General features: G+C 59.7%; 22 protein-coding genes and 3 pseudogenes. 14 read left to right on the plus strand and 11 right to left on the minus strand.

Going from position 1 to position 26,499, the window contains the following annotated elements; genetic code table 11:
- The 6 genes from E5W70_RS18900 to E5W70_RS18925 all read right to left on the minus strand — a co-directional run.
- Window positions 1–903: helix-turn-helix domain-containing protein (locus E5W70_RS18900; RefSeq protein WP_292660748.1), on the minus strand; the 903-nt coding region annotated here is incomplete at its 3' end.
- 500 nt (window positions 904–1,403) lie between these two features.
- Complete coding sequence (locus E5W70_RS18905; RefSeq protein WP_292660751.1) at window positions 1,404–1,610, minus strand: hypothetical protein; 207 nt, start codon at window positions 1,608–1,610, stop codon at window positions 1,404–1,406.
- 77 nt (window positions 1,611–1,687) lie between these two features.
- Window positions 1,688–2,095 carry a hypothetical protein gene (locus E5W70_RS18910; RefSeq protein ID WP_292660753.1) on the minus strand — a complete coding sequence of 136 codons (408 nt, stop codon included), beginning with the start codon at window positions 2,093–2,095 and terminating at the stop codon, window positions 1,688–1,690.
- The gene (locus tag E5W70_RS18915; protein WP_292660755.1) at window positions 2,076–2,567 is read right to left on the minus strand and encodes a hypothetical protein; all 492 of its coding nucleotides are present in this window, start codon (window positions 2,565–2,567) and stop codon (window positions 2,076–2,078) included. The genes E5W70_RS18910 and E5W70_RS18915 overlap by 20 nt, the downstream gene beginning before the upstream one ends.
- A complete protein-coding gene (locus E5W70_RS18920) occupies window positions 2,470–3,159 on the minus strand; it encodes a hypothetical protein (RefSeq protein WP_292660758.1) in 690 nt (229 codons plus the stop codon). Before E5W70_RS18920 ends, E5W70_RS18915 begins: the two co-directional genes overlap by 98 nt.
- Complete coding sequence (locus E5W70_RS18925) at window positions 3,110–3,598, minus strand: ParB/Srx family N-terminal domain-containing protein (protein WP_292660761.1); 489 nt, start codon at window positions 3,596–3,598, stop codon at window positions 3,110–3,112. Before E5W70_RS18925 ends, E5W70_RS18920 begins: the two co-directional genes overlap by 50 nt.
- A 439-nt stretch (window positions 3,599–4,037) precedes the next feature.
- Here E5W70_RS18925 and E5W70_RS18930 point away from each other — a divergent pair, with 439 nt between their 5' ends.
- A complete protein-coding gene (locus E5W70_RS18930) occupies window positions 4,038–4,541 on the plus strand; it encodes a hypothetical protein (RefSeq protein ID WP_292660765.1) in 504 nt (167 codons plus the stop codon).
- On the opposite strand, the gene E5W70_RS18935 is transcribed toward E5W70_RS18930, so the two are convergent.
- Window positions 4,479–5,384: a LysR substrate-binding domain-containing protein gene (locus E5W70_RS18935; protein WP_292660767.1), complete on the minus strand. Its 906-nt coding sequence runs from the start codon at window positions 5,382–5,384 to the stop codon at window positions 4,479–4,481. The two genes, E5W70_RS18930 and E5W70_RS18935, sit on opposite strands and share 63 nt — an antisense overlap.
- 94 nt (window positions 5,385–5,478) lie before the next feature.
- Here E5W70_RS18935 and E5W70_RS18940 point away from each other — a divergent pair, with 94 nt between their 5' ends.
- The 3 genes from E5W70_RS18940 (at window position 5,479) to E5W70_RS33145 (ending at window position 10,282) form a co-directional block, all read left to right on the plus strand.
- A complete protein-coding gene (locus tag E5W70_RS18940) occupies window positions 5,479–7,020 on the plus strand; it encodes a trimethylamine methyltransferase family protein (RefSeq protein ID WP_292660769.1) in 1,542 nt (513 codons plus the stop codon).
- 12 nt (window positions 7,021–7,032) lie between these two features.
- A complete protein-coding gene (locus E5W70_RS18945; RefSeq protein ID WP_292660772.1) occupies window positions 7,033–9,450 on the plus strand; it encodes an FAD-dependent oxidoreductase in 2,418 nt (805 codons plus the stop codon).
- A gap of 367 nt (window positions 9,451–9,817) precedes the next feature.
- A complete protein-coding gene (locus E5W70_RS33145) occupies window positions 9,818–10,282 on the plus strand; it encodes an enolase C-terminal domain-like protein (RefSeq protein WP_366509719.1) in 465 nt (154 codons plus the stop codon).
- Here the strand turns inward: E5W70_RS33145 and E5W70_RS18950 are convergent.
- Window positions 10,218–10,481, minus strand: a complete 264-nt coding sequence (locus tag E5W70_RS18950; RefSeq protein WP_292660776.1) for a hypothetical protein — start codon at window positions 10,479–10,481, stop codon at window positions 10,218–10,220. The genes E5W70_RS33145 and E5W70_RS18950 overlap by 65 nt on opposite strands.
- A gap of 58 nt (window positions 10,482–10,539) precedes the next feature.
- Here E5W70_RS18950 and E5W70_RS18955 point away from each other — a divergent pair, with 58 nt between their 5' ends.
- The 10 genes and pseudogenes from E5W70_RS18955 to E5W70_RS19000 form a co-directional block, all read left to right on the plus strand.
- Window positions 10,540–11,580, plus strand: a complete 1,041-nt coding sequence (locus E5W70_RS18955) for a GlxA family transcriptional regulator (RefSeq protein WP_292660779.1) — start codon at window positions 10,540–10,542, stop codon at window positions 11,578–11,580.
- Window positions 11,581–12,590: 1,010 nt separating this feature from the next.
- Complete coding sequence (locus tag E5W70_RS18960) at window positions 12,591–13,913, plus strand: ABC transporter substrate-binding protein (RefSeq protein ID WP_292660781.1); 1,323 nt, start codon at window positions 12,591–12,593, stop codon at window positions 13,911–13,913.
- A gap of 18 nt (window positions 13,914–13,931) precedes the next feature.
- Complete coding sequence (locus E5W70_RS18965; RefSeq protein ID WP_292660784.1) at window positions 13,932–14,870, plus strand: ABC transporter permease; 939 nt, start codon at window positions 13,932–13,934, stop codon at window positions 14,868–14,870.
- Window position 14,871: 1 nt separating this feature from the next.
- Complete coding sequence (locus tag E5W70_RS18970; protein WP_292660786.1) at window positions 14,872–15,765, plus strand: ABC transporter permease; 894 nt, start codon at window positions 14,872–14,874, stop codon at window positions 15,763–15,765.
- Window positions 15,762–16,778 (plus strand): ABC transporter ATP-binding protein, encoded by a 1,017-nt coding sequence (locus E5W70_RS18975; protein ID WP_292660789.1) that lies wholly within the window; start codon window positions 15,762–15,764, stop codon window positions 16,776–16,778. The genes E5W70_RS18970 and E5W70_RS18975 overlap by 4 nt, the downstream gene beginning before the upstream one ends.
- Window positions 16,775–17,929, plus strand: coding sequence for an ABC transporter ATP-binding protein (locus E5W70_RS18980; RefSeq protein ID WP_292660792.1), 1,155 nt, complete (start codon window positions 16,775–16,777; stop codon window positions 17,927–17,929). The genes E5W70_RS18975 and E5W70_RS18980 overlap by 4 nt, the downstream gene beginning before the upstream one ends.
- A gap of 69 nt (window positions 17,930–17,998) precedes the next feature.
- Window positions 17,999–19,240 carry a CapA family protein gene (locus tag E5W70_RS18985; protein ID WP_292660795.1) on the plus strand — a complete coding sequence of 414 codons (1,242 nt, stop codon included), beginning with the start codon at window positions 17,999–18,001 and terminating at the stop codon, window positions 19,238–19,240.
- A gap of 137 nt (window positions 19,241–19,377) precedes the next feature.
- Complete coding sequence (locus E5W70_RS18990) at window positions 19,378–19,527, plus strand: hypothetical protein (RefSeq protein WP_292660798.1); 150 nt, start codon at window positions 19,378–19,380, stop codon at window positions 19,525–19,527.
- Between the two features lie 179 nt (window positions 19,528–19,706).
- Window positions 19,707–21,698 carry a CocE/NonD family hydrolase gene (locus E5W70_RS18995; RefSeq protein WP_292660801.1) on the plus strand — a complete coding sequence of 664 codons (1,992 nt, stop codon included), beginning with the start codon at window positions 19,707–19,709 and terminating at the stop codon, window positions 21,696–21,698.
- An 87-nt stretch (window positions 21,699–21,785) separates the two neighbouring features.
- Window positions 21,786–22,646 (plus strand): annotated as a pseudogene (locus E5W70_RS19000) (ATP-binding protein); the annotation flags it as partial.
- Window positions 22,647–23,471: 825 nt separating this feature from the next.
- Here the strand turns inward: E5W70_RS19000 and E5W70_RS19005 are convergent.
- The 3 genes and pseudogenes from E5W70_RS19005 to E5W70_RS19015 all read right to left on the minus strand — a co-directional run.
- Window positions 23,472–24,670: pseudogene (locus E5W70_RS19005) on the minus strand (IS256 family transposase).
- A gap of 160 nt (window positions 24,671–24,830) precedes the next feature.
- A pseudogene (locus E5W70_RS19010) lies at window positions 24,831–25,599 on the minus strand (IS110 family transposase); the annotation flags it as partial.
- A 228-nt stretch (window positions 25,600–25,827) separates the two neighbouring features.
- On the minus strand, window positions 25,828–26,499 hold a 672-nt coding region (locus E5W70_RS19015), incomplete at its 5' end, for an ornithine cyclodeaminase (RefSeq protein WP_292660804.1).

Here is a 26,499-nt window from a genome sequence, read left to right on the forward strand (position 1 = left end):
GCCGCCCCCCAGGCTTGCTTCATAAGCCCATTGGCTGGCAGAGCCAGCCTCTAGCAACCTGAGTTGTTCGGCGTGAGCCGAACGCCGATTCTCGTTACTGTTCACAATAGGATCAGGGTTTGTAGTCTGTCTGTGCATGTCGTTTTCGGCATTCGCGCATGCCGAATTTTCTGTCACCAACGCGGGTTCCGAACGGCGGCAGAGCTGCAGGGCTCGTTCGATGAGCCACTCGAACAACGTCGTAGCGCGACGCAAAACTGCGCTCGACGCCTTTGCGGCAATACCGACAACCGCGACGACCCGCTCAAGTCGCGCCTCAAGCCGTGATCGGGCGCGCTCTGAGAGTCCGGTGGCGGTTGCCAAAGCGTACCGGAGATTGCGCAGCGCCCCACGATAGCGGCGCAGCGCAGCGCTTGCGGCTGCTTTCTCGGCTTTCGCCTGCCGTACCAGCCCATCGAGCTCGCGGTAACGAACAATCAGAATGCGCATGTCGATGCCGCAACCGTCGACAATCAGACCGTCGGCGTTGCGGTGCGGATAGCGCTTGTAATTGCCGCTGTCCTGCATTGTGACGAGCCCGGCGTCGAAGAGGTTCGACAGCATGCGACTGACCCGTCCGACCGAGCGATTGATCTCGAAGGCGAGCTGCTGGTTGGACTTGAAGATGATTGGCCGCCCGCCTTTGTCAAAGGCCTCAGGCGACGCCGTGTTGACCAACGTGACCAGAAGATGGCTTTCGCTCGCGTTAATCAAGCCCGTGCAGGGCAGGTTGTGCGCGAGAACGGCAAGCTGCCCGCGTGTCACCGATCCCAGCTCGGCTGACTCTGACAGTCGCCGGTATCCGGTGCGTTGTGGCGTCACTCTGCGGCCGATTGGCCGCTTCAGTGGCACAGCTTCTCCCATTCTCGTCTCCTTTTTGGTGGAGACCAGGCAAAGCAATCCCGTTCACCGAAACGGTGTTTTTCAGGTTGACAGAGGAAGGGAGGTTTGCGACAATGTCTTGGCTAAATTTATTTATTCGCAAACCGCTTCCGAGATTCGTTTCGGGGCGGTTTTTCTTTTTTCTGGTCGGTCTATTTTCTCCGTCGTAAGCGCTAAGTTGGGTGGCCCGGGAATCATTGATTCCGGGTCATTTGCAGAACCATAACCTGAATAGCCAAATTGGCGCAACAATTGCGCTACAACCGGTAGCAATCAAACCAACTTCCGAGTGTTTTGGCGTGCTTCATAGCTCAAAGCTCTCCGTTGGGCTCACTTCGTTATACCCTCTTGGATATATAAACGACAGCAAAGTACCGGCCTGGGTATCCAAACCGGTGCTGCGGAGGGAAGGGGAGTTTGAGGGGAGGGGAACGGGCCTCCCCTCAATGCGGATCGGGCCGGTCGACCCGACCCCGATCGCATCATCGGCCGTCGAGCGGCGCCTCTTGGGCGCGCTCGATGAACGTTCCCGGAAGGCCAAAGGCTTCGAGCGCCACGGCAAGCTCCTGAATGTCGGCCCAATCGGCATGTTCGTGGTTCTCGGCATAGGCCGCGATGAGCTTGCGGCAAGCAAGGGCGGCAAGACGGGTATCGGGCGAATAGGCGAGTGCGGATTCGGCAGATGTCATCGGAAATTGCCTTGGCGTTGGTGGAAAGAGGGCGCCGGCCGCGCGGGAGAGAGGCGCGACCGGCACGCGGCTGACGATTATTCAGCCGCTACGGGACGCGGTGCATCTTCATTGAAACCGGCGTCGTCGCGCTCTGTATCGGCGGTACGAACGGAAATCCTCACAGGCTCCGGAAGCCAACCGCTATCAACGACCATCCGCTCTGCAATGCCGACGGCTTCCAACTTCTTGCCCGCTGCCTTGACGGCAAGCGCGGCCTGATCGGCCTTCGCCTCACGAGTGACGGCCTCGATGCTCTGGCGGTTGATATGCGAGAAATAGCTGTCGCCGGTCGGCTCGAACCATTTCGTCATGTTCACCTCAAGAGCCTGTCCAAGCCGGTCTGCGTGCTCGAAAGCGCCTTTCCGGTCATAGCAATGAAGCTTCCGCACAGCGTTGACGGAATGAGCCGCCGCAAAAGCCAGTTCATCGCGGCTCTGGTGCAAGCACCATTCCCACAGATCGGCAGGGTTGCCAGGGAAATGATCGCCCCATGTCTCGCGAAGCAAGTTCCGCGATGGCTCGGCAATCATCCCTGCGCTTCATGCTGCTTTCGATACGCTCATGTGTCAGCTTGATTTGCAGCGCGCTATCTACGTCTGGGCAGTAATCATAGATCACACTCAACAGCATCGCGTGAACTACCGCTGCCAAGGCTATCTCGTGATTGTTCGCGAGTTCGACGCGCAGCGCCGCCGTCTTTTGAGCGGTCAGGTCCTCGACGAGCGCCGCTGAATGCGTCACCTTCGGCTGTCCGGCCTTCTGTGGTTTTTCAACGCCGTTGCCGCCCTTGTCGTCGCCATCGGCCTCGTCATCCCGGTCATCCTCGGGCCGCACAACACCACGCTCGATCCGCACATCGCCGTGGTTGGTCAGCGTGACGATCGCGCCGCTGATCTCGAAAAGCCTCCGGCGCATAGATTTCTGTGCTATCCTGCAGCCCCGTGATCCGCTTGTCGATTTCCTCGATCTTCGCGTTGGCCCCTTCATCGACGGCCTCGGCCTCGATCGACTCCGCCAGCTCGTCATATTGTGCGGTGAGCTGGTCAAGTTCGGCTTGTTCGGCCTCAGACAACGGCACCTGTTCGGGATAGCGCCGCCCGTAGGCCTGGAATGTGTCATAGGACACATCGGGCCTGATCTCGACCCATTTCCAGCCTTCCGCCTTCACCGCCTTGGCAGCGCTTTCAAGCTTGGCTGCGACAAGGGCGTCCAGCTTCACGACATCGACCGCGAAACCGCCTTCCTTGTCATCGAACAGATCGCGCCTGACGGTTCCGCCTGCCGCCTCGTAGGCGTCCAGTCCGCCAAGGAATTTGAGCCGCTTGTGGCTTGCCCGAACGCCCTCGCCAGCAAGGGCGGAACGTATGGTTGATGCGTAGCGGTTCCACCTTGGCAGTTCATTCCATACCCGTTCTTGCGCCTCGTGTTCGTCGCTGATCGTGAAGGCCGAAAGCTGGTCAAAAGTCATGTCCTCGTTGCAGTAAGCCTCCAAGAGGCGCGGCGACACGCGACCAGGGGCTAGGCCGCGGCGCACAATCGTTTCGGTCGTGCCGAACCGTGCGGCAATATCGGGGACCGACTTGCCTTCGTCCGCCAGATCGCGGAACGCCTCGTATTGGTCGACCGGATTCCTCGCGCAAGACGTTTTCGGAAAGGCTGATTCCCGTAGCGTCCTCTCCAGACTCCTTGCATTCGACGGGAAAATCCTTCGCGATCTCGCCAGCCTCGGCCAGCAGAACCAGCGCAGTACGGCGGCCACCACCCGCCGTCACGAAGTAGCGGCCCTTCTTCTCGCCCTTCCGAACAACAAGGTTTTGCAACAGACGATAGCCGTCCGTGCGAATGCTTGCGGCCAATGCCTCGACGCCTTCGGCGCTGTGGGTCTTGCGAACGTTCTTCGGGTCCGCGTCCAGCTTGTTCAATGGAATGGTGATGGTCTCGGTCATGATGATTTCTCCTGATTTCCCGTTTCCCGCGAAGCGGTTCCTGCCCGAAGGGGCAGGAGCCCCGCTCCTGATCCCGAGCTCGTGCGGAACAGCGGGGGCGAGGGGGGCAAGGAGACAAATCGGAGGGGGATCACCCGCCCGAGGCAAAGCCGAAGGGGCGCGGTGGATCCGCTATGCGGATCCTGTTAATCAGAGAATGTGCTGCTCGAGGAAATTGCACGAGGAGTGGCAATCTCAGCTAAGCGGCGCGAAGAGCGCTCCAATCCAGCCGCTCGCTCTCTACGGCGCTGTTGAGGGCGCGCTCGCGAACGGCAACCCGCGCTCTTATGGAGCTGTCCTGTCCGGCTGAATCGGAAGGTAAACTCGCGATCCAGTTGACAGTTCCCCCCGGTCAGTCCTGCGCGAGTGGTCCTTCGCAGTGCACCGCCGAGGCGGCAAGTTGGCGATAGCGGTCCTTCAGTTTGCCATCTGGCGGCCGGAAGATTTGCCGGCGCCATTGTTCGCCGTCGCCATGGGGGATACGCGTCGGCGGCAACATGGCGAAGCGGCTTTGTCGGTTGGCAATCCACACGACGGAACAGCTTGCAGTACTCTGACTGGGAGAAGGAAGGACGGCCGCGGCGTACACCAGCGCGAAGTTAAAGGATTGGAGCGCCTAAAGAAGGAGCTTCCGCCTAACCAACTGGTATGCCTTCACGAATCGCGATCTGGTTATGGCCTCGGAAAGTCTCATGAAGTCGAGGTTATTACCGTCGCGGATCACCGCATCTTCTTCATCGACATCAAGGATTGGGGGATGGACTTTCTCCATCTACTCCTTGCCGGTTTATACGGCGTCCCACACGCGCGCCGCTCGCCCCATACCATCTGGATTTTGACCTTAATGCTGCAGCTCATTGAGCTCATTGACTATCCAGTCCATAATTCGCTTTGTATCAGGTGAGGGCTCCACCGCTTTATGTGTGACGGCATAGAAGGCCATGCCTGTCCGCCATTTCATATCGGATGCTTCGACTAGCAAACGCCGCTGCACGGCGTGTTCAACAATATGCCTCCACCCGAGAGCCACGCCCTGACCGCCGATCGCTGCTTGCACCACGAGGCTATAGTCGTTGAGCCGTAACCCCTCGCCACGATCCGTATAGGCCACGTCAAAATGATTGAACCAGTCCTGCCATGTGGGGCGCGGTCGGTACGGCTCCTCCAGGTGGATGAGCGTGCGCTCCGACCTTTCTTCGAGCCAGTCGGGGTGTTGGCTGAGATAAGCCGGACTGCAAACAGGTATTATGATTTCGTCCACCGCCATCACCGCCTGGTAGTCGGACCAATTCCCGTTGCCTCGCCTGATGCCTATGAGCGTTGGGTCTCGCCCGATCTCTACATCGCGATCCGACGTGAGAAGCCGAATGTCGATGTCCGGGTATTGAGATCGGATGGCAGGGATTCGTGGGATCATCCAGTGGCTCGCAAATGCGGTCGATGAATCGACTGTGACCCGGTCGGACGCTGCGTAGCGCAGCGAGTCCGCTGATCGTGCAATCTGCTGAAGCGCGCTCGTCACGTCTGCATGGAACTTCCGGCCACTGTCCGTGAGCTCCACCAGTCTGTGCCGGCGATGGAAAAGGGCTATGCCGAGATCCTTCTCCAAGAGCTTCACGCTATAACTGATGGCCGCCTGCGTCAGGCCAAGCTCTTCCGCAGCGTCAGTGAAGCTTCCCAGCCTCCCCGCTGATTCGAACGACAGGAGAGCGTTGGGGTTCGGGAAGCGACGGCGTAAATCTCGCATAAGCTACACTTGGGCATCGATCGAGGTTTTTGCGGTTTACCGCGGTCTTGGATGGCTCTATTCGTGTCTGCAGTTGGAGAGCAGGAAGCAACTCATGTCAAGACAGCTTATGCCAAGAGTTCGCTCAAGGACGGGTCGGAGAGGCGCCGCCGAGGCGATAAGCGAGGCGCAGCGCCTTATTGCCGGCATCGAGCGGCGCGTTCCAGCTTTTGAGCTCTTGGGCGAGGATGGGCTCGCCACCATCGAGGCCGTCGCCGATACAATTCTTGAGGAAATTGGCATCGAGTTCCGCGATGATTCGGAGGTGCTCGATCTCTGGCGAAAGGCTGGCGCTGACCTCTCCGGCGAACTCGTGCGCTTTCCGAGAGGGCTGCTGCGCTCGATCCTGAAAAGTGCGCCGGCTGTGTTCACCCAGCATTCCCGCAATTCCGAACGGTCACTCAAGATCGGCGGGCGGCATGTAGTCTTCGCGCCGGCCTATGGTTCGCCCTTCGTTCGCGACCTCGAAGGCGGGCGGCGTTACGGCACGCTCGCCGACTTCCAGAACTTCGTGAAGCTTGCCTACGCTCTCCCTTGGCTACACCATTCCGGCGGTACGGTCTGCGAGCCCGTCGATGTCCCCGTCAACAAGCGGCACCTTGACATGGTGGCGGCGCATCTGCGCTTTTCCGACAAGCCTTTTATGGGCTCTGTCACGTCCGAGGAGCGGGCGGGAGACTCGATCGAAATGTGTCGGGTTGTATTCGGCCGCGACTTCGTGGACGAGAACTGCGTCGTTCTCGGAAACATAAACGCCAATTCGCCGCTGGTCTATGATGCTACCATGACGGGCGCGCTTAAGACGTATGCGCGCGCGGGCCAGGGCACCGTGATCGTGCCCTTTATCCTGGGCGGCGCCATGGGTCCGGTGACCACGCCGGGCGCTATCGCACAGAGCCTCGCCGAAACCATGGCCGGCTGCGCGCTGACCCAGCTCGTCCGGCCTGGCGCGCCAACGATCTTTGGCAATTTCCTGTCCTCGACGGCGCTGCGGTCGGGTTCGCCGACCTTCGGCACGCCCGAGCCCGCGCTGGGTTCGCTCGTCGTGGGCCAGCTCGCGCGGCGGTTGAACCTGCCCCTGCGCTGCTCGGGCGCCTTCACCGCTGCCAAGCTCGCCGACAGCCAGGCCATGACGGAAAGCACGATGTCGATGTTGGCCTCCGTGCAGTGTGGAGCTAACTTCATCTTGCATTCTGCCGGCTGGCTCGAAGGCGGTCTGGTGATGAGTTATGAAAAGCTCATCCTCGACGCCGACTTCTGTGCCGCACTCCACACTTGGATGGGGGGGCTCGCCATCGACGAGAATCAGCTTGCGCTCAACGCGTTCAGGGAAGTGGGGCCGGGTAAGCATTTCTTCGGCGCGGCCCACACAATCGCCAACTACCGAACCGCCTACTGGGAATCGGAGGTGGCCGACAACAACTCTTTCGAGCAGTGGCGCGACGCGGGCGAGCTTGACGCCACGCAACGTGCCCACGCGCGCTGGAAGAAGATACTCGCTGAGTACGAGCAGCCCGCGCTGGAGGCGGGCGTCGACGAAGCGCTTTCCGAGTTTGTTGCGCGGCGAAAGGCCGAGTGCAGCGATCAGTGGTATTGAGGGGGGGTAGCCATGGAAACGCATGCGCAGGTGGTTGTGATTGGCGGCGGGGTGGTCGGCTGCTCCATCCTCTATCATTTGGCCAAGCATGGCTGGTCGGACGTGGTGCTGTTAGAACGCAACGAGCTCACCTCCGGGTCGTCATGGCATGCGGCGGGAGTGATTCACACGATCAACTCGGATCCCAACATCGCCCGGCTGCAGGGCTATACGATCAAACTTTACAAAGAGCTGGAGGACCTCACCGGCCAGTCCTGCGGCATCCACCGACCAGGTGGCATCTATCTTGCGTCCACACCCGAGCGGCTTGATTACCTCCGCCAGGAGCGCGCCAAGGCGCGCTATATGGGCCTGGAGACAGACTTCATCTCGCTCGAACACGCCCGCGAGCTGAACCCACTCATCGACCCGACGAAATACTTGGGCGCGCTGTTCGAGCCCGTCGATGGCCATGTCGACCCGTCCGGCGTTACCCACGCCTATGCCAAGGGGGCGCGACACTACGGCGCCAAGGTATTTCGCCAGTGCCCCGTGATCGAGACCAGGCCGCGCCGGGACGGCGGCTGGGACGTGGTCACGCCGAGAGGCACGCTCCATGCCGAGATCGTCGTTAACGCCGCGGGCCTGTGGGCGCGCGAGGTGGGGCGGCTCGCCGGCATCGACCTGCCCGTCCAGCCCATGGAGCACCACTACCTAATCACGGAGGCCATCCCAGAAATCGAGGCTCATGGCCGGGAAGTGGCCGTCACCGTCGATTACGAAGGCAATGCCTATACGCGCCAAGAGCACCAGGGGCTGCTGCTTGGCACCTATGAGACGAACTGCGTGCCCTGGGCGGTAGACGGCACGCCGCTCGATTTCGGCCATGAGCTGCTCCAGGATGATCTTTCGCGCGTGACGGAGCGGCTTGAGACGGCATTCGAACGCATGCCGGCGATCGGCCGGGCCGGTATCAAGAAGGTCGTGAACGGCCCCTTCACCTTCGGCCCAGATGGGAACCCGCTGATCGGCCCAGTGCCGGGCCTCAAGAATTACTGGACGGCGGTGGGCGTGATGGCCGGCTTCTGCCAGGGCGGCGGTGTCGGCCTTTGCATGGCCGAATGGATGATCGAGGGCGAGCCGTCCGTCGACGTCTGGGGCATGGACATAGCCCGCTTCGGCGAGTTTGCCACCCGCGACTGGGGCCGCATCAAGTCGGCAGAGAACTATTCGCGCCGCTTCATCCTGACTTATCCCAACGAGACGCTGCCCGCCGGCCGCCGGCAGAAGACGACGGCTCTCTATGACCGGCTTGCGGCCAAAGGCGCAGTGATGGGAGTCAGTCACGGGCTCGAACATGCGCTGTGGTTTGCACCCTCTCCCGCCGAAGCGCAGGAGACGCCGACCTTCCGCCGCTCCAACGCATTCCCGTATGTGGCCGCAGAGGTGCGAGCCGTACGCGAAGCCGTCGGCATGATCGAGATTGCCAACTATGCCAAGCACCAAGTCAAGGGACCGGGCGCGGAAGCCTTCCTCGACCGCGTGCTCGCCAACCGGCTGCCCAAGGTCGGGCGGCTCACGCTGACCCCGATCCTGACGGCGAAGGGTAAGCTCTACGGGGACCTTACCGTAGCACGGCTCGACGCGGAAACCTTTTGGCTCTTCGGTTCGGGCGCGGCCCAGAACATGCATCGCTGCTGGTTCGAGAGGCATTTGCCGCAGACTGGCGTGATCTACAATAACACGTCGGACGCGCTGCACGGACTGGCAATCGCCGGGCCGCTTAGCCGGGATCTGCTCCAGCGCGTCACGCGCGAGGACGTTTCGTCGAGCGGGCTACGCTTCCGCGACATCCGCCACATGGTGGTGGGCGGGGTGCCGGCCATCGTGGCGCGGGTCTCATTTTCGGGCGAGCTCGGCTACGAAATCTATGTCGCGCCGCACTTCCAGGTCGCGCTCTATGAGGCGCTGAGCGAGGCCGGCGCGGATCCGACCCTTAGGGTCTATGGCGGTCGGGCGCTGATGTCGATGCGGCTTGAAAAGAACTGGGGCGTGTGGACCCTCGACTTCCGCCCCGACTTCACAGTAGCTGAATCCGGTCTCGACGCCTATGTCGCCTTCGACAAGCCCGCCGAGTTCATCGGCCGCGAGGCGGCGCTCGCCGAACGCGAGCGTGGCCCGAGTAAGCGCCTCGTGACCTTGGTCGTCGACACCAAGGATGTGGACTGTGTGTCCGACGAGCCGATCTTTGACGGCCGGGAATGTGTGGGATACGTCACCTCCGGCGGCTACGGACACACGGTGGGGAGAAGCCTGGCGATGGGTTATGTGCCGACCCCGCTCGCCGCCGACGGCACCAAACTCCGCGTGGAGTTACTGGGAGAGTTCTACGACGCCGTCGTGACCGCTCAGCCGCTCTACGATCCTGACGGTGTGCGTATGCGCAACTGAGCAAGGTGGGGGAGGCACGGTGTCGCGATATTCATTGTTGGCACGATCCTTCTGGCGCTTGTGCTGTCGCGGGTGGCGGACGAACCAAAGACGGGCTCCCCGTATTTTGAGAAGAGCCGGTGAAGGGTCACCGCTATGGCTGGTTCAGACCCTGACAGGCCGATCGTCGAAATTGTCGCGGAACAATGGGGATTTCCGGCTGGGGCGAGACATGTCCAGTCGGAACTGTCTGTCAGCCGTACCACGCCCTGGGCGCGCGGGCAGTGCGACAGGAACTCGAAGAAATCAAGCCGCGCGCAGGGGTGCTCAAAATGGACCAACGCTTGTCAGTGTATGGGTATGCGAAGGCGGCAATCGAGATCCCGGTATGGGAGCTATAAGCAGATATCTTCGCGTTCCGGTCGGTCAGCTGCCGGGCGGAGTTTTAACAATCGTAGGCGCGCCGGATGAGACGACCAGGATCGCGAAAGCCAAGCGCGACGAAGGTTATCCGCACCAGCAAGTGAAAATCGGGGGCGGGCAGATGGAGCGTGACGTCGAAACCGTTTGGGAAGCGGTCGGCAATACGGACAGAATCGCGATGGACGCCAATCGCGGCCTGACGGTCCGCGACGCGATCTTGCTAAGCCAGCAGTGCTCTGACAGCCCTTCGGATTCGAGCAGCCGTACGATACGATGGAGGAAAGTCCTCTTCCTGCGCGCCCGGATGCGCTATCCCGTTTGTCTCGACGAGAGCACTGAAGATTTCGGGGTGGTCCTGCGCGCCGTCAGCACAACGCAGCCAATGGGTTCGGCTTCAAGGTCGTGCGTCTCGACAGACGTTCGGCTATGACCGAGACCCGCGACGTTTGCGCTGTCCTGTCCTTGCGGGATAAGTCTGACGAGGCATGGGCGAGGACATCATCGCTGCCGCTGGCGTCCATCCGGCGGCGTCGGTCGAACCGCGTCGCGTTGAGGGAATGTGGATCGCTGAGTCCCACATCGATCGTCAAGATGATTCGGGAGGCCCAGTGGCGATTGATGGCGGCCATTCCGGCTACCCAAGGGTTCTGGACATGCTGTAATCCGATAGTGTCGTATGGGCCCTGAATGAACGTTCCCTTTTCGCCGATTGCTCACTCGTGTACAGTTGACTGGGACAGCAGAGGGCAGGCCATCCTTCCCTGCGACAACCCCGTGTTCTGTCGCATTGTCATCCTGCTCGTTCCCGGATTTTCGCAATTAACTCTATCATCGTTCGTTGACCCGCTTCGCGTCGCGAACTCGGTCTCGGAACGTACATTCTTTAAATGGGTGGTGTCGAGTTCGGACGGCAGGCCGGTTGAATGCGCCAGCGGCATCTCTGTATCCGTTAGCAAGACGTTTGCCAGCTTGGCGACGGACCTGCAGGGTAGCGACAGGCCAGCCATGATAATGGTCTGCGCCGGTGAAAGGGTCGAAAGCCACGCATCGGCGTCGCTTATGAAGCTCCTGCGCCTATGCAGGCGGCACAGAATTCCGATCGGTGCGCTCGGGACGGCAACTTGGCTGCTCGCGAAGACTGGCATTCTGAACGACACTGCCTGCACGATCCATTGGGAGAAGCTGACCGCGCTTTCCGAGAGTTTTGGTCGCCTCCGGGTCACCGACCGTTTGTTTGTCCGGGATGGAGATGTCCTGACCTGCGCGGGTGAGTTCGCGTCCTTCGACCTAGCGATGGAGCTGATTTCCGATCACCTCGGCAAACACTGCGCATCGGCCGTTTGTAGACATACGACCGCAGGCCATTGGCGCTTGGGTTCCGATAGGCAAGGGGCGACCGGCGCTCAATATACCAGCATAAGCAAAAGGGTCGCTGAAGTCATCAGCCTGATGGAACAGCATATCGAAGACCCACTTCCCCTTTACGATATTGCAAAGTGCGTCGGACTTTCACGGCGTCAAATCGAACGCCTCTTCGAACGCTACGTCTCCTGCTCACCAATGCGGTACTACTTGCGCCTGCGACTAGAATGGGCCAAGCGCCTGATCGAGCAGACGAACATGCCGTTTCTGGAGATCGCGGTCGCGTGCGGCTTCGTTTCGTCGTCCCATTTCTCGAAGTGCTTTCGCGAAATCTTCGGCAAGGCACCGAGCGATTGCCGAAGGTGACGATCGAGTAGCTCAGCCATTCGGCTTTAGACCAGCACCGCTTCCTGACGGCATTACCTGCCGTTTTGGTTTGCCGAGATGGGTGGCTTTAGGTCCGCCGCGATTGGTCCTTCACCTTCCTAGGTGCCTTCCCCGTGCTGACAAGTATCGACCAAGAATGTCTTCCGAAACCACGGTGTATCCGGCAGCGGCCGCGTCGTGCTGGAGCATCGTGAGACGCTGGCTTACGGCCGACTCGGCAATTCCGCGTTGTCCTGCCTTTGTAGTGGATACAAGTTTCACGACGCTCAGCTATACTTCTTACTTTCGAAGCATATACTTTTGCCATAAAAATTACTTATAGATTAAATCATTATTTTTATGGCGATTTACAGAACCGTTCTCTTGACATGCTCGTGCAGATCGAACACTATATCGCGACGATTACCCTCGTCGAACGACTGCAGTGGGATATCCCTGAAAGGGCGCTCAATGAAATCGGTGTAACGCGAGCCGACGGCCGGGGAGGGGCCTCGATCAGCGTGCGAAATATTTCCGGTACTTTTCCGGGCGCAGCGCAGATTGTCCGACGATAAGCTTAGATCTGCAGTTTGTAGATTCGGTAAAGTACAGCAGCGTAACCGCCGACTCGCTCTGTCAGCCTGCCGAAATGTGCTGCGTGCGGCCTCACACCGGTGTGTCGGATCAACCAACACGAAAAGCGGCCCCGCCTCGAACGGGAAAACTCAACCAAAGGGGAGGAATTGATCATGAATAACTTCGCGAACGGTGTGAGCCGTCGGAGCTTTCTCAGGACCGGTGCCGCGCTCAGCGGGAGTATCGTCGCTGCCGGCATGCCGTTGTCGCAAGTCATCTGGGCAGCCGAAGGCAAGGTGCTCAAGGCGCGAGCCCGCCGTGACATCGCCAAGCTCGATCCGGGCTTCTACCAGGGTGGACCCGATGTCGACGTGATGAATTGCATCTATTCGAAACTCACGCACTACAAGCCTGGCTCAGAATGGGGGTGGGAATTGGAGGCGGCGGAAAAGATCGAGCAGATCGATCCCACTCATATCCGGTTCCAGCTGAAAAAAGGCATCAAATTCAGTGGCGGCCACGGCGAGCTGACCGCCAGGGACGTCAAGTTCTCGTTCGAGCGCGTGATCAAGCACAAATCGCCGGACAAGGGTGATTGGGGTCCGCTCGACCGTGTTGAGCTGGAAGATGACTATACTGGCGTGATCGTGCTCAAGGCGCCCTACGTGCCGCTCTGGAACCTCGCGCTCCCTTATGGGGTTGGCCACATCGTTTCGGAGGATGCGGTGATGAAGGCAACCAAGGACGGCGGTGATTTCGGCATGAAACCGCCGGCCTTCTCCGGCCCCTATGTGATCGCCGACTGGAAGGCGAAGCAGTATCTGCTCTTGACGCGCAACCCGGACTGGTCAGGCCCGAAGCCCGGGTTTGACGAAATCCGCATCCTGCCGATCGCCGATCTCAAGACCGCGGAACGCGGCTACCAGGCCGGCGACATTGATTTCACCAGCATCAGTCTGGATTCGCTCGCAACGTTCAAGAACAGTACGCCCGCTGACACCAAGATCGAGGAGCATCCCTCGCTCAGTTTCACCTGGATCGGCATGAATATGGATCACCCCGAGCTCAAGGACATCAATGTCCGCAAGGCGATCCAATGGGCCATCAATGTGCCGCAAATCCTGGAGGTTGCCTATTCGGGGCAGGCCGTCGTCGCGACGGGCATCATTGCTCCGGAGGTTGTCGGGCATCGCGATAAGGCACTCGTGTCGCCGGAAGGCGATCTCGCCAAGGCCAAGGACCTGCTAGAAAAAGCCGGCGTGACCGATCTGACCTTAACCCTCGATTGCACAAATGCGAGCACTGATACGACCATAGCGCAAACGGTGCAGGCGCAATTGTCGCAGATCGGCATCAAAGTCGAGATAAATGCCCAGGATAGCGGCTCATTCTCCACAGTCGGCAAGGAGTCCGAGGGCGAACGCTGGAAGGACCTGCAACTCATCATAAATAGTTATTCCAGTTTGCCTGACCCGTATTATGCAACTGCTTCGTTCGTGCAAGATCAGGTCGGTGTCTGGAACTGGGAGCGCTTCCGCAGCGAGCGTTTCGATGAACTCCATGCCAAGGGGCTCATGGTCGAAGACCACGAGGCGCGCGCGAAGCTCTACTACGAAATGCAGGACCTCATGGAGGATTCTGGCGCCTACCGGTTCCTGACCCACGGGGGCAATCCAGTCATGTATCGCACAACGCAAACGCAGGCCGCGACGCGTCCGGATGGTGTCCCGCTGTTTGTCGAATTTTCGCCAGCTTGATTTGAGCGGCGTGGCCTTATGTGGTTCTATTTCCTCAAACGGATCGTCCTCGCGGTCGCAATTATTATGATCGCGGTGACGCTTCTGTTTTTCATGATCCATGCCGTGCCGGGCGATCCTGCCGCGATTCTGCTTGGCCCACGCGCGACGCCCGAGATGAAGGCCCAGCTCTATGAGCAGATGGGGCTCGATAAGCCTCTTGTCGTGCAGATTGCAATCTTCTTCGGCGGATTGCTCCAGGGCGATCTCGGTTACGACGTGTTCAGCCAGAGACCTGTCGCCGATATCGTGTTCGAGCAATTGCCCTATACGATCGAACTGATCCTGGTCTCGATCTCATGGGCGGTCGCGGTTGCCGTACCGCTCGGCTGTTACTCGGCTATGCGGCGAAACTCTGTCGTCAATCAGGTAGCCGGCGTTTTGACGATCGCCACGATCGCAATCCCTTCCTTTGTAATGGCCGTTTATGCGCTGCTAATCTTTGCCGTGATTTTACGCTGGTTGCCAGCGATCGGAGCCGGTGACGGTTTCTGGGAGGGGTCTATCCATCTCATCCTCCCTGCCTTTGCCATAGGAATTGGCTGGGTCGGTTACATTTCCCGACTGGTGCGTGCGTCCATGCTAGAGATACTAGGAGAAAACCACATTCGCATGGCTCGCTCGTTTGGGATTTCGGAATGGCACATCGTTGCACACTATGCGCTGCCGCTCGCGATCCTGCCGACCGTGACCATACTCGGCGTTGGAATAGCGTCGCTACTTTCGTCCGCGGTCTTTATCGAGGTGGTATTCGCGAGACCTGGCATCGGCGCCCTCATTGTGGACGCGGTCAATACACGCAACTATCCGATAGTAATGGGCACCGTGCTCGTCACTAGCTTCCTTGTCGTCGTCGCGACGACGCTCTCCGACCTGGTCGCTGCAGCGCTCGATCCTCGAACCCGCGAGAACCTCTAGCATGCCGAGCGTTGAAGCGAGCCACTCTGAAGCCAATGAGGGAGAGGGCCTTGGCGTCTTGCGTAGCGTCGTACAGCAATTGCGCAACAACCGTTTGGGCGTGCTCGGAGTAGCGCTCGTAATTTTTGTGGTGGCAAGTGCGCTCTTTGCTCCCCTCATCATCACGCATGACCCGATCCGGATCATGGTCGGACCGCGCCTGGCCGCACCTTCACTGGATTTTCTTTTGGGTACAGACCAACTGGGCCGGGACACGTTTTCTCGTACCATCATGGGCGGCCGCATTCCGCTTCTTGTCGCTTTCGCCTCCCTTGGTAGTGCGCTCGCGGTCGGTCTTTTGCTTGGCCTCATCGCAGGCATAGGGCCGCGTTGGCTAGACAATTTGCTCCTCCTTGTCTTCGATACGAAGCGATCCATTCCGAGTATCATTTTCGCGCTGGCCATGATTGCACTTCTCGGACCCAGTCTAGCCACTCTCATTTTCGTCATCGCAATAGGGTCGGTGCCGATCTACGGGCGTGTAGTTCGCACCCAAACACGGGCCTTGCGCAACAGTGAGTACATTGCCGCGGAGCGCAGCATGGGCGCGAGCACCACCCGAATCGTCGCCGTTCACGTGGCACCTAATGTTATCGGACCACTTCTGATTCTCGTCAGCATGGACATCCCGGCTGTCATCGCCGTCGAGGCAGGTCTCAGCTTTCTTGGCATGGGCGTGCGACCGCCAACGCCCGATTGGGGAGTAATACTCAACGATGGGTATGCCTCCATCAATCAGTCACCTTGGCCTGTTATCGCTGGCGGGATTCCAATCGTCTTAGCAACGCTTGGCTTCACGTTCCTGGGCGAGGCGCTACGCGACATATTCGATCCCAAATTGCGGAAAGACCTATGAGACGCGACCATCTGACATCGCATACGTCCGCACGGCCGGTACTTGAGATTCGTGACCTAAATCTCGATTTCGGTACGCCGCGTGGACGCATCCATGCCCTGCGTGACGTTTCGCTCGATGTCCCGGCTGCAAAGGTGATTGGCATTGTCGGCGAGAGTGGATCGGGAAAATCGACGCTCGCCTATACCGTCATGGGCCTGCTTCCAGAAAATGCAGATGTGTCAACCGGCAGCATCCTGTTCGAAGGTAAAGACCTACTCAAACTGCCCGCTCTAGCGCGTCGGCGCCTGCTGGGTGACCGCCTGTCGATGATCTTTCAGGATCCGATGACTGCACTCAATCCGGTGCGGACGGTCGAGAGTCAGATGATTGACATACAGCACCACGAACAAGGAAGCCGGAGCGAAAAGCTCGCTCGTGCTCTCGACATGCTTCAACGGGTCGGAATCCCAGATCCCCAAACTCGGATCGGCGCTTACCCGCATCATTTCTCTGGCGGCATGCGCCAGCGCGTATGCATTGCAATGGCGCTGCTTGTGAAACCGGCTCTACTAATAGCCGATGAGCCAACGACTGCGCTCGATGCAACGCTGGAAGTGCAAATCATTCATTTGCTCAAAGATCTGCAGAAGGAGATCGGCTGCTCGGTCTTGTTCGTTTCCCACCACCTCGGTGCGGTGGCTGAGTTATGCGACCGGGTCGTCGTCATGTATGCGGGCGAAGTGGTGGAGGAGGGAACTGTTAGGGACATCTTTCACAATCCTGCTCACCCCTATACACGGGCCTTGCTCGAGTGCGATCCCGGGCGGATCAGACAGAAGACACGGACTTTGCCGACCATACCCGGCGAGATTCCCAGTCTTCTGGGCAGCAAAAAGGGATGTATCTTCCGCGCCCGGTGCCCCCAGGCATTCAATCGATGTGTGCAGGAGAGCCCGATCGAGTACCGCATGGGCCTCGACCAAGTCGCCCGATGCCATCTCCTCGACAAAAAGCGGTTGGTTTCGGCATGAGCGCGCTGCTTCGGGTTGAGGACCTGCGCGTCTGCTTCCGCATGATGGGCCCGCTGAAGGCGCTCGCAACGGGGACAAAATCCCCGTTCATCGAGGCGGTATGCGGTGTCTCCTTTGAAATCCGCAAGGGCGAGACTCTCGCCCTGGTCGGTGAAAGCGGCTCAGGTAAATCCACCATCGCGCGCACGATCATCGGCCTGCAACGGGCTGTGAGCGGGAGCATCAGCTTCGACGGACAGGAAATTGAGGAACTCAGCGGGACCGAACGCAAGCCCTACTTGCGGCGCATGGCGATGGTGTTCCAAGACCACGTCGGATCACTCTCGCCGAGGCTGACCGTGCGATCGCTCCTGACTGAGCCTTTTCGCATCCATGGACTAAAGGATCGCGATGTCGGTGGCGAAGCGGAGCGCCTGCTGCGCATGGTCGGCTTGCCGGCTGATTTTGCTCGCCGCTATCCCCATCAGCTTTCCGGTGGTCAGGCGAGGCGCGTTGGTATCGCCCGGGCTCTTGCACTAAATCCAGACTTGATCATTGCCGATGAGCCGACCGCGGGCCTCGACGTCTCGGTACAGGGCGAGGTGCTCAATCTTCTCGCGCGGCTTCAGGACGAGCTCGGCATGGCGATCTTGATCATCACGCATAATCTCAATGTCGTGCGCCACATGACCGATCGCATGGCGATCATGTATCTCGGTCGCTTTATTGAGGTCGGCTCCACCGAACGTATCTTTGAGCACCCGCGTCATCCCTACACCAAGGCGCTGCTTGCGGCGAATCCCGAGCCTGACCCGGATGCGGTGCTCAATAGGATCGAGCTCAAGGGTGAGGTGCCGAGCCTGATGAGGCGGCCATCCGGCTGCGAGTTCCACACCCGTTGTCAATATGCGCAGGATATCTGCACCCGCGTCTTCCCCGAACCTTCTGCAAGCCCGCATGACACCGGGCACAGCTTCAGATGCCATTTCCCGCTGGAGCGCGAAACCGTGGCGCCGGTGCAGGAGCGACTGGGGTCTTCAGTTGGTCCAAAGCCGGCGAGGGCGAGGCATGGTCGTGCTTACGCTTTGGCGACAGCTGTCGGCACTCGCAAAGCGCGCCCTAGCACTGAGGACGGCTCTCTTCGCAAGATCTCTCCCAAGACCAAGAAATGACCATCAGTTCGACCGTGGGGTGACCCTCAACCGGTCAATGTCAACTTCGCTATTCGAGGAGCTCATATCATGTCTTCATCGTTCACCCTCAACATAACCGGGCAGTCTCTTATTCGGCACGATGTTCGACAAATATCGGATGAGGGCTTCGCCGCAATCAAAAAATTGATCCAGAAAGCCGACGTTTCCTTCACAAACTTGGAGACGACCATTCTTGGCCGGCACGGAGGTGGACCGCTGAAGGGCTCTCATTTTCTTTGTGCGCCCGCTGTCGTGCTGGATTCTTTGAAGGATATAGGCTTCAACGTGCTGGCGCTTTCCAACAATCATGCTTTCGATCTCGGCCCGTCGGGGGTGTTGTCAACGCTTGAGGAAGTGGAGGGACGGGGTTTTCTTCATGCAGGAATCGGTGTCGATGCCACGGCCGCGCACCAGATAGGAATGAAGGAATTCGGCACAAGAAAAATTGCCCTCGTTGCGATGGATGCGGGCCCCGGGCCGGCCATAATGTACGCCGATAATGCGACAGACACCCGCCCGGCTCGACCGGGCGTAAACAAGCTCGACGTCTCGCGGGTGTTTGAGGTCGACGACAAAAACTTCAAAAGCCTGGTCGCCATTCAGGAAACCTTTCAAAGCAACGTCTGGGAACTCGGCTGCTACGCCCAGCCGAACGACCCGCCCACACTCGCATCATCCGACGAGATTGACTTTTACGGAACCATTTTTCGTAGGGCAACGGGAAACCACCGCAGGATTGTCGTCAACGAGGCAAGCCTGCACGGTCAGCTAGCCACGATCCGCAAGGCCGCATCAGACGGCGCTTTTGTCCTCGTCTATCTTCATCACCACCATGGGGAACTGAGTTGGCGCGAGGTCCCCGGGTGGGTCCAGTCTTTTGCGCGATCCTGCGTGGAGGCAGGCGCGAACGCGTTCGTCGGCCACGGCGAACCTGCGCTGCAGCCGATCGAAATCTATCGTGGAGCGCCGATCTTCTTCGGGCTGGGGAATTTCCTGTTTCATGTGTCTGGAGGTGACGATTGGACTTCTCCGGATGTATGGAAAAGTGTCGTCGCAACATGCAGCTTCGATGGCAACAACCACTTGCAGTCGATCGATCTCGTTCCAATCGTGGTCGGCGGGGAACAGCGGCTTGGCAGCAGCAAGGACTATGCTGAGCGTATTGTCCCTGTGCCCGCTTCAAAAAGCCTGGCTCATGCTATCCTCGAAGATCTATCTCGACGTTCGGAAAAGCATGGAACCAGAATTGTGTTGGAAGAAGCTCGCGTAGTTTGCCCGACAACAAATTGAGGCCACCGGTGGAACTTTGGAAAACTGACCAGCCGGTCGAAGGGGGTTTATCCCTCGGGACTTGAACCGCCAAAGCGCATCACATCGGTCATGCGTGTGTTTCGATTAGCAGAACGGCAGGGATGCTGGGCTGATGGGTGAATAGGCAGATCCACCTGGGGCTCACCGCAATGGCTTATGAGGTGCTCCTCAACGGCAAGGATATCCTCTCGGTGGGCAAGAGGGGCATTCGCCGGGAGCGCGGTGACAACGCCGTCAACCGGCCGCACCGGCTCGGCAACCAGTGATCGAAGTCGCCCTACAGTACGGGCCGATGAAAGAAGGAGGTCAGGGAACTACACAGACCTGCGTCTGAAATCTGTTCCCGAATTGAGAGCGGATACCCTGGAACGGGTGTCGGGGACCGGCGCGCCGAAAGAACCGGACCTGGAAAACCAACCGCCTATCCCATTCAAAAGGATTCCTGATGCTACAGTCCGCCCATACCGTGATCGAAAACGAGTGGATAACGCTCAAGGACGGCACGCGGTTGGCCGCGCGTATCTGGATGCCGGAAGGGGCGGCGGTAAGGCCGGTGCCCGCCGTTCTGGAATTCCTTCCCTACCGCAAGCGCGGCGGCACGGATCCACGTGATGAATCGACCTATCCGGTGTTCGCCGCCGCCGACATTGCCGGCGTGCGCGTCGACATTCGCGGCTCCGGCGAGTCCGAGGGAGTGATCGACGGCGAATACACCCCGCGCGAGCTTTCCGATGCGTGCGAAATCATAGAATGGATTGCGGGGCAGCCCTGGTCCAGCGGCAATGTGGGGATGATGGGCATCTCTTGGGGCGGGTTCAATTGCCTACAGGTCGCAGCACTCAGGCCGTCGGCACTGAAGGCCGTTATATCCATCGCCTCCACGGTCGACCGCTATAATGACGACATCCACTACAAGAATGGCTGCCACCTTTCCGCTCAGCTCTCCTGGGCGGCGACTATGCTTGCCTTCCAGTCGCGCTCGCCCGATCCCGGAATCGTCGGTGAGCGCTGGCGGGAAATGTGGCTCGAACGCCTGGAGAACGAGCCTTTCTTGATGGAAGAATGGATTGGGCATCAGCGCCGCGACGCCTTTTGGAAGCATGGCTCGATCTGTGAAGACTTCAACGGTTTTCCCATACCGGCGCTGGTCATCGCCGGTTGGGCTGACGGCTATCGCAACACCCCTGTAAAGGCCGTAGAGGGGCTTGGCGGCAAGGCCAAGGCTTTGATCGGTCCCTGGGTGCACAAATATCCGCATTTCGCCTGGCCAAAGCCGCGCGCAGATTTCCACGGCGAAGCCATCGCTTGGTGGAACCGCTGGTTGCGTGACGAGCCGAATGGCCTCGAAGACCTGCCGCAGATGCGTGCCTATATCCTCGACGGTCCCCTCCCAGCGTTGCGGCGCGAGCAGGACCCCGGCTATTGGGTTGCCAAGCAGGAATGGGCGAAGCCTGAGAGCGAAACATTCGGTGTCGATGCCGGCGGCGCTCTGACGGCAGAGGGCGGCACAGGTGTTGGTGAGGTCTATATCCGTTCTCCGCTCGACACCGGCACGGCGGCGGGGGAGTGGTTCACGCTGAAACCCGATGCCGAGATGGCGGGTGACCAGCGCATCGACGATGCTGGGTCGCTGGTTTTCGAGACGAAGCCGCTCGAGGCGGAACGGGTCTATTTGGGACAGCCCGAGCTGAAGCTTGAGGTTCGCTGCGAGGGCGAGTGGGCGAATCTTGTAGCGCGCATCATCGACGTGCATCCGGACGGAACCGCAACGCGCGTCGCCTATGGCGTGCTCAACCTGGCCCATCGCGAGGGCAATGCCGAACCGCGCGCAATGGAAAAGGGCGAAAGGACGACAGTCACCGTGGTGCTGGACGCCTGTGGCTATCGTTTCGCGCCTTGCCACCGCATCCGTCTGTCGCTATCGACAGCCTACTGGCCGCTGATCCTTCCCGCGCCGGAGGACCCGGGTTTAACGATCGATACAGCCAGCCTTTTGCTTACCCTGCCACTACTCGGCGCGCACAAGAAAATTACTGTCCCGGAACCGGAAAACCCCGATCCGCTGCCCGACTACATCGATCATCTGCCTGGCGAGACGCGGCGCTCCGTCGAGCGCGATCTTGTAGGCGGCACGACCCGCTACAGGATTTACGAGGATACGGGTCTTTCCGAACATCCTGCCAACCATTTGTCGACACGGGTAATCCGCGACGAGCTATGGTCGCTCAAACTAGGCGATCCGCTCTCGATGAGCGGGTCATGCTCCTGGGCATGCTACTTGCAGCGTTCCGGTTGGTCCGTACGCACAGAGACCAAATCGCAACTTTCATGCACCGCATCCGAGTGGCTGGTCACGGCTTCGGTGACTGCCTATGAGGAAGACCGCCAGATCTTTCACAAGACCTACGAGAAGCGCGCAGAGCGCGATTTCATGTGACCGAGTACAGTCGGCCGAGCTCCACAGACCGGCACCGGCAAGTCATGGTTAGCCTGCGCCTTCGGCCGCCAGGCGGCAAGGCTCGATCATTCCGTGCTTTATGCGCGCGTGCCGCGCCTATTCCTGGCGCTCGCCCGCCTCGATGGCCGCTTTCCCCGCCTCATCGACAAGCTCACCCGCGTTCAATTGCTCATTCTCGACGACTTCGGGACCCACAGCCCCACCGACGAGCAGCGCTTCCACCTGTTCGAAATCATAGAGGAACGCTATCGGCGAAAATCCACCCTGATCACCGCCCAAGTCCCGGTGGCCACAGGGCATGACCTGCTTGTGGGCCCCACGGTCGCCGACGCCATTCTCGACAGGATCGTTCACAACGCGCACCGCATCAGCCTTGAGGGCGACAGCATGCGCAAGCAACAAGTAGCGCCCCTCTTGACCGGCGCCAAAACAGCGAAATCAATCACCCATGAACGCAACAAGGCACCCGAGGACCAACGTCATCAAACATCAAACTGTCCGCGACTTACCGGAATTGTTGTCCGGTTTTGCGAAATGCGCAAAGAGATCCAGACCCGCATGCTCGAGGTCTGCCAGAAGATCGCTGAGGACCACGTCCTGGTCTCGAGGGCGCCGGATGGCGCGGCACGGATACCGGCTTCTCCTTCGAGCCGTGTTCCGCGTCAGCATTCCCGCTTCGGCACGGCATTCAATCTCAAAAAGACAGGGTCGAGTTTCTGGCAGAGCACTACGGATTGGCTCCTTCGGACTTCGGACGCGAGTTCCGCACCGCAACCGAACGATTCCGGATCACCGGCATCGATCCAAAGCGGCCACACTACCCGATCTCCGCCGAGCGAATTCCCGACCGCAGAGGATTCAAATTTACCGCCGAAAATGTCGCCATGCTCCTCCAAGCCAAGGAGAACACGCCGTGAAGTTCTCTGATCGTTCCGCAAGTTGGCCAAAATCGCATAAGTGAAACGGCCCGCTTGGCAGATATTTCCTCATGTATTTCCCCAGTAAGGACGGTGCGGTCATATGTCCGGCCTGTTTTCTGGCCTTTTAGCCATGGCCACGATGAGATCCGCGGAGCAAATCGCCTAATCAGCTTCTCGCGCTGTAACGCGCTTGCGATTTGCGGTCTGATTTGCTTCGGGATGTCGTCCCGTTGGGTCATCACAATTGGCACCTTGCCTGCCTCTCCGACTGGTCGGCCGGAAGCTCGTTGTCTAAGCCGAAGTTTGCGGCCCTAACCGCCGAAAGCTGATTCTTTTGAGTCGGTTGAGCCGAAAATCGCTTTTGAAAAGTGTCCATGTCGCAGCGCGTTTCGACCTTTACACTTCAGCCAATTTTGATTCGATTCGGCTGAAAATGTTCGTTGATGCCAGTGGGGCGTGTGTCCAGTAGCGGAAAAGCCCCTTTTTCAGATATGCGAGTCAAATCAATCAGTTGCTTCCCTCGCGAGCGCAAACTTCAGTCTAAGCCTGGACGATCATCTTCGCTCCCCGATAGCTATCGCCTCGAACGATAAGAGCCCAGATGATGCGCGCGATCTTGTTTGCCGTGCGACAGCGATAACCTTGAACGGGCGGCGCAACATCATGGCCGCTATCCATGGTGATGGCTGGAGGCCACGACGAGCGAGCTTGAGGATCGACGTCGTTCCAGCCACAAGCAGCGTTCGCAGTTGCTGGTTTCCGCGATCGTGCCCCATGGCGTGGTGTAGGTAACGGCATTGGTCGCCGTGCTCTCCGGCAAGGGCCGGACTGATCAGCGCGCCACTGCCGGCAGGCTGATGAGCGGATCATCGCTCATCTGGCTGATGGTCTCAAGGGTCATGTAGCGCGCCCGCTGCACGGCCCATTCATCATTCTGTTCGAGCAGGAGGGCGCCGACGAGACGGACTATGGCATCGTCATTGGGGAAGATGCCGACGACCTCGGTCCTGCGCTTGATCTCGCCGTTGAGGCGCTCGATCGGGTTGGTGCTATGCAGCTTGGCACGGTGCTCCTTGGGGAAGGTCATGTAGGCAAGCACGTCGGGCTCGGCGTCGTCCATGATGGTGGCGAGCTTGGGCACCTTCGGCCGGATCTGGTCGGCAACGGCGCGCCATTGGGTGCTGGCGGCCTCGGCCGTCTCCTGGGCGAAGGCGGTGGCGATGAAGGCCGAGGCGACGCGGCGGCCGCTCTTGCCGGCATGCGCCAGCACGTTCCTCATGAAATGGACCCGGCAGCGCTGCCATGTCGCGCACAGCACCTTGGTGACGGCCGCCTTGATGCCTTCATGGGCATCGGAAACGACGAGCTTGACGCCGCGCAGGCCGCGGCGGGTCAGCTTGCGCAAAAACTCCGTCCAGATCGGCTCGGCCTCAGACGTGCCGACCTCCATGCCCAGCACTTCGCGCCGGCCGTCTGCGTTGACACCGACGGCGATGATGACGGCGACCGAGACGATGCGTCCGCCGCGGCGCACCTTCAGGTAGGTGGCATCGATCCACAGATAGGGCCAGTCGCCCTCGATGGGCCTGTCGAGGAAGGCCTTCACCTTGCCGTCGATCTCCTCGCACAGCCGGCTGACCTGGCTCTTGGAGACGCCGCTCATGCCCATCGCCTTGACCAGGTCGTCGACCGAGCGCGTCGAGATACCCTGGACGTAGGCCTCCTGGATGACGGCGATCAGCGCCTCTCGGCCATGCGCCGCGGCTCAAGGAAGCTCGGGAAGTAAGAGCCCTTCCTGAGCTTGGGGATGCGCAGCTCGACGGTGCCGGCCCGCGTCTCCCAGTCTCTGTCGCGGTAGCCGTTGCGCTGGACAAGCCGCAGTGGGTTCTTCTCGCCATGGGCCGCGCCGGTGGCGGCGCCCACCTCCAGCTCCATCAGCCGCTCGGCGGCAAAGCCGATCATCTCGCGCAGGATATCGGCATCGGGGGTCTTCTCTACGAGCGTGCGCAGGTTCATCATGTCGTTGGTCATCGATGGTTCCTTCGAATCAGGTTGTGTCAGCAACCCAACCCTACCGAAGAACATCGATGACCGCCGCTGCGCCGCTCGCTCGCTACAGCGCTGTTGAGGGCGCGCTCGCGAGCGGCTTCGCTATCGCCGACCTACACCACGCGGTGGGACACGACCGTTTCCCGCGCTTTGAGATCGAACCTATTCGTTCTTTTCCTCCGCTGGAATGCGCGCGCGGAGTCAACCCAATCCAGGCGGCGAAATCTCGACCGGTTCGGAAGCCAGCGGGATCCGGTACAACTGCTCGAACGGTCGCGGCAATGATCGGCCCCACGCCGGGAATTGCCGTCAGGTGTCGAGCGCTGTCGTCTTTTCTCACCGCTTCAAGGATTATTCGATCGAGCCTTTCAATGCGTGCCGTCACGGTCTCGATTTGCTCGACGAGCTCTTCCAAAGCCATTCGTGCTGCACCCGGCAATCTCAGGTCACTGTCGTCGCGCACTATGGGCGGCAAGGCTGATGATTCCGACAAGACCGGTCGCCCTGACAATGCCCAGTTCGGCAAGGTGAGCTCTCAGTGCATTGATTGCTTGAGTGCGCTGGCGGATGAGCAAATCTCGTGTTTTGAGCACCATTGCGGCAGCCTGCTCGTCCCGCGTTTTTGCCGGCACGTAGCGCATGGTCGGCCGGGTGACTGCCTCGCAAATAGCTTCGGCGTCTGCGGCGTCAGTTTTGTTGCGCTTTAGGTAGGCCTTCACGTACCGAGCCCAATAATGCGCGCTGCCACAGGCTTCCATCCCTACGAGGCAAGGCTGCAGTGTGTGAAAGAAGTCCAGCACCTGCGATCGACGCAGTGCGCGACGTACGATCACGTCTCCTTCTTCGGCTTTGCCATGAACCTGAAAAACGGATTTGGCCAGATCGAGCCCGACTGTGGTAATCTTCTTCATGGAGCGGTCCTTCTTCTTTGTGGCGTTTCAACACGACCACGTTAGGCACTTGATGCCGTTTGAGAAGGGCCGTTCCACCTCATCAGTTTCGGGCCGATTAGGCCTAGTAGCGCGACTTTGCTTTCCGAGCCTTGCCCCTTAAGCGGCTTCGTCAAAGCCCTCGACCATCAGCCGCTCAACGGCGACCGCAAAAAAATGGTGTACTCGCCGGATTCGATTAAACGAAGGCTACACTGCGCGAAGGTGCGCCTCGCAACGCAGCAGCATGCCGTAAAGATCACGCGGCTCGTCGGGGTCGGCCAACAGATCGAGATCGACATAAAGCCCGGTTTCTTCGAGCTTGCTGCGCACATACCGCAGCGCCGAGAAATCCTCGATAGCGAAACCCACGCTATCGAATAGCGTAATGACCCGCTCAGACTGACGTCCTTCACGCTTGCCAGCGATAACTTGCCAGAGTTCGTTCACCGGATAGTCCGCATCTAACTGCTGGATTTCGCCTTCGATGCGGGTTTGCGGCGGATACTCGACGAAGATGTCCGAGCGCAGCAGAATATCCTTGTGGAGTTCGGTCTTGCCGGGGCAGTCGCCGCCGACTGCGTTGATGTGGACACCCGGACCGACCATGTTGTCGGACAGGATCGTCGCGTACTGCTTGTCCGCGGTGACTGTCGTAATGATGTCGGCGCCCTCGACTGCCTCCTGAGACGAACTGCATGCCTTGATCGTGACGCCCTTGCCGGCAAGGTTCCTGGCGCAGCGCTCGGTCGCGCTCGGGTCGATATCGAAGAGGCGAAGTTCGGTCACGCCGACGATTGCCTTGAAGGCAAGCGCCTGGAACTCGCTTTGCGCCCCATTGCCGATGATCGCCATGGTCTTCGAGTTGGGACGGGCCAAATG

The organism is Mesorhizobium sp. (assembly GCF_005063415.1).
In the GTDB taxonomy this organism is placed as follows: Bacteria; Pseudomonadota; Alphaproteobacteria; order Rhizobiales; family Rhizobiaceae; genus Mesorhizobium.

What these genes read in the sequence shown, in the direction of transcription:
- E5W70_RS18905 (WP_292660751.1), bottom strand. Translation starts at nt 1,610, where the DNA reads ATGACATCTGCCGAATCCGCACTCGCCTATTCGCCCGATACCCGTCTT.
- E5W70_RS18915 (WP_292660755.1), bottom strand. Translation starts at nt 2,567, where the DNA reads ATGCGCCGGAGGCTTTTCGAGATCAGCGGCGCGATCGTCACGCTGACC.
- E5W70_RS18925 (WP_292660761.1), bottom strand. Translation starts at nt 3,598, where the DNA reads ATGACCGAGACCATCACCATTCCATTGAACAAGCTGGACGCGGACCCG.
- E5W70_RS18935 (WP_292660767.1), bottom strand. Translation starts at nt 5,384, where the DNA reads ATGCGAGATTTACGCCGTCGCTTCCCGAACCCCAACGCTCTCCTGTCG.
- E5W70_RS18940 (WP_292660769.1), top strand. Translation starts at nt 5,479, where the DNA reads ATGTCAAGACAGCTTATGCCAAGAGTTCGCTCAAGGACGGGTCGGAGA.
- E5W70_RS18945 (WP_292660772.1), top strand. Translation starts at nt 7,033, where the DNA reads ATGGAAACGCATGCGCAGGTGGTTGTGATTGGCGGCGGGGTGGTCGGC.
- E5W70_RS33145 (WP_366509719.1), top strand. Translation starts at nt 9,818, where the DNA reads ATGGGAGCTATAAGCAGATATCTTCGCGTTCCGGTCGGTCAGCTGCCG.
- E5W70_RS18950 (WP_292660776.1), bottom strand. Translation starts at nt 10,481, where the DNA reads ATGGCCGCCATCAATCGCCACTGGGCCTCCCGAATCATCTTGACGATC.
- E5W70_RS18955 (WP_292660779.1), top strand. Translation starts at nt 10,540, where the DNA reads ATGAACGTTCCCTTTTCGCCGATTGCTCACTCGTGTACAGTTGACTGG.
- E5W70_RS18965 (WP_292660784.1), top strand. Translation starts at nt 13,932, where the DNA reads ATGTGGTTCTATTTCCTCAAACGGATCGTCCTCGCGGTCGCAATTATT.
- E5W70_RS18970 (WP_292660786.1), top strand. Translation starts at nt 14,872, where the DNA reads ATGCCGAGCGTTGAAGCGAGCCACTCTGAAGCCAATGAGGGAGAGGGC.
- E5W70_RS18975 (WP_292660789.1), top strand. Translation starts at nt 15,762, where the DNA reads ATGAGACGCGACCATCTGACATCGCATACGTCCGCACGGCCGGTACTT.
- E5W70_RS18980 (WP_292660792.1), top strand. Translation starts at nt 16,775, where the DNA reads ATGAGCGCGCTGCTTCGGGTTGAGGACCTGCGCGTCTGCTTCCGCATG.
- E5W70_RS18985 (WP_292660795.1), top strand. Translation starts at nt 17,999, where the DNA reads ATGTCTTCATCGTTCACCCTCAACATAACCGGGCAGTCTCTTATTCGG.
- E5W70_RS18995 (WP_292660801.1), top strand. Translation starts at nt 19,707, where the DNA reads ATGCTACAGTCCGCCCATACCGTGATCGAAAACGAGTGGATAACGCTC.